This window comes from Acidobacteriota bacterium, from assembly GCA_003225175.1.
Lineage (GTDB): Bacteria > Acidobacteriota > Terriglobia > Terriglobales > Acidobacteriaceae > Gp1-AA112.
This window is the reverse complement of record QIBA01000264.1, coordinates 1-2,552: the sequence shown is the minus strand read 5'-3', so window position 1 is coordinate 2,552 and position 2,552 is coordinate 1. Positions and strand designations below refer to the sequence as shown.

Here is a 2,552-nt window from a genome sequence, read left to right as displayed (position 1 = left end):
GGCGGATCGGCATTTTCAACCGCAGTTACTACGAGGAAACGCTCGTCGTGCGGGTGCATCCCGAGTTTCTCGCCGGGCAAAAGCTACCGGAGGAATGCGTTACCAAAAATATCTGGGAGGAGCGATTCCACGACATCCGCGCCTTTGAGCGTTACCTGCATCGCAACGGAACGGTTGTGTTGAAATTCTTCCTTCATGTCTCCAAAGAGGAACAGCAGAAGCGTTTTCTGGAGCGGCTCGAAAACCCTGAGAAGAACTGGAAATTCTCACTCAACGACGCCAAAGAGCGCGGGTTTTGGGATGACTACATGGACGCCTACGAACAAACGATCCGGGAGACAGCAACGGAGAATTCACCCTGGTATGTGGTGCCGGCGGATAACAAATGGTTCACGCGAGTAATTGTCGCGGCGGGGGTGATTGATGCGCTCGCCTCGCTGAAGTTGCAGTACCCGAAAGTCAGCGCCGCAAAACGTAAGGAACTCGGCGCAGCCCGCAAGGCGCTGCTTACGACGAAGTAACGGCCGATTTGAAACTTGAAACGGGTGGATCAACCACGTAGTGCAAACGCTGAAACCAAATGAAGACGAAAATAAACCCACTCATCATCAGCCTGCTTATTTTCCTTCCCGCCATCAGCATGGCCGCGGAAGTGGAAGGAATGCCGGCAGCCGACGCTCTCAAGCGGTTACAGGATGGAAACGCAAAGTTTGTCGCTGCAACGTTGACCGGTCTTAATGGTCAGGAGCTGGTCGTGCGTCGCACTGAGCTGACGAAAGATCAAAAACCCTTTGCTATTATCGTCAGCTGCTCGGATTCACGCGTTCCTCCGGAACTGATTTTTGATGTTGGACTCGGGGATGTCTTTGTCGTTCGAACAGCGGGTGAAGTGGTCGATCCGGTGGCGATGGGTAGTGTCGAGTATGCGGTCGAGCACCTCGGCACAAACCTGATTGTTGTCCTGGGTCACCAAAAGTGCGGAGCGGTAGCGGCCGCAGTTTCGCACGCCAAGGAATCCGGAAATATTCCTGATGTATTGAAAGCAATTGCACCGGCGGTTGGGGAGACAAAAGGCAAACCGGGCGATCCACTCGATAACGCTGTGCGCGCGAACGCCGTTGATATTGCCAAGCACGTAGAGACGACTGGCCCCTTTATTCCGCCGCGAGTGAAGGCCGGGACGTTGAAAGTCTTGGCCGCGCGATATGACATGGACTCCGGTAAGGTCGAGTTACTACAGTAACTCGAGATTGCCGTTTGCGTCTGTCGTTTAGACAAACCGTTTCTGGCAGCGTGCGCGACGACGCCACCGCAAAGGGTGACGCAATATGCTCCCGCAGCGGATAGCTTAAGGGAGGCACGGTCACCGCAAGTTCCAGCGGAGAAGCGAGCGGCCGATTACCTGCACGCCGCTGCGATCACGGCTCCGCTACTTGGCTCAGGAACTCAGGAGACACCAGCCCTGAACACTTACAACACCGCTGCCGCGGAGCTGACCATTTTACTGCGCTCCAGTGAAGGAGGCCGACTATGGAACCAGCCGCTGACGGTTACTTCAAATAACGAGACTTACCATTTGCATCTGCAACCTGCCGGTCCTGCTGTTTGGGCGCCGGACTATTTCAACTCCTTTCAGCTGGCCAACTCAATTAAGCATCCACTGGCAGAGAAGCAGATAGTTCAGGAAGGGATAGGGGGTGAACTGGTCGGAGTTCGGACTACTACTCCGCGGGAAAACTTCGCGCCGCTGAAGGGAATCAGCGCTCCGGTAACAACTACTCTCGATTTCAAAGGACAGGACGCGACTTTGGCGCTGCGTCGCCCGGCGAAACAACCGACGGCGTTAGTTGAAGGCAAGGTTCGTCCACTCGCTGCCGATTTCACGGCGCCGATCAGCTACTACTCACCCCCATCTAACCTCATGTTCGTTGAATTAATGGCAGCGCTGCGGTCTGCTCATTACCTCGAAAAAACGGGGTTATATTTCCTTCAGCCTTACGATCCGGATCGCATCCCGCTCGTCTTTGTTCACGGTCTGGTGTCAAGCCCGTTTACCTGGGTAAAGACGATCAACGGGCTGCAGGCAGATCCAGAGATACGGAAACGCTACCAGTTCTGGGTCTTCGCTTATCCGACTGGCACGCCCATTCTTTATTCCGCCTTCCGCCTGCGGGAGGAGTTGGCCAAAGCGGACAAACTTTATCCTAACCATCGTCCCTGTGTTGTCGTCGGTCACAGCATGGGCGGAATACTCGCTCACGCTCAGGTAGTGACGGTTACTCCTCCGATGTGGGAGAAAGCCGTCGGTCCGACGGCAAGGGATATCCTGGCCCGCAATTCCAACAATAGCCTTGTTATGCACGCGCTTATCTTTAAGCGCAACCCACGCATAAAACGCGTCGTTTTCATTTGTACTCCGCATCGCGGAAGCGAGATGGCCAGTGGAGGAATCGGCCGACTCGCGATTAGCTTAATCTCGCTGCCGCTCAACGTCGCTACTGTGTTGCAGGGTGCCGTAACCCAAGAGGAGCTGATACAAATCACTGGCAGCA

General features: G+C 55.0%; 3 protein-coding genes. All 3 read left to right on the top strand.

The window, feature by feature from the left end:
- Positions 1-521 (top strand): hypothetical protein (locus tag DMG62_25275; protein ID PYY18799.1); only part of this gene is annotated, 521 nt, incomplete at its 5' end.
- Between the two features lie 59 nt (positions 522-580).
- The gene (locus DMG62_25270) at positions 581-1,243 is read left to right on the top strand and encodes a carbonic anhydrase (protein PYY18798.1); all 663 of its coding nucleotides are present in this window, start codon (positions 581-583) and stop codon (positions 1,241-1,243) included.
- Between the two features lie 75 nt (positions 1,244-1,318).
- Positions 1,319-2,552, top strand: a 1,234-nt coding sequence (locus DMG62_25265; GenBank protein PYY18797.1) for a hypothetical protein, incomplete at its 3' end; no start/stop codon positions are given.

Coding starts and splice junctions, on each gene's coding strand:
- DMG62_25270 (PYY18798.1), top strand. CDS start 581: ATGAAGACGAAAATAAACCCACTCATCATCAGCCTGCTTATTTTCCTT.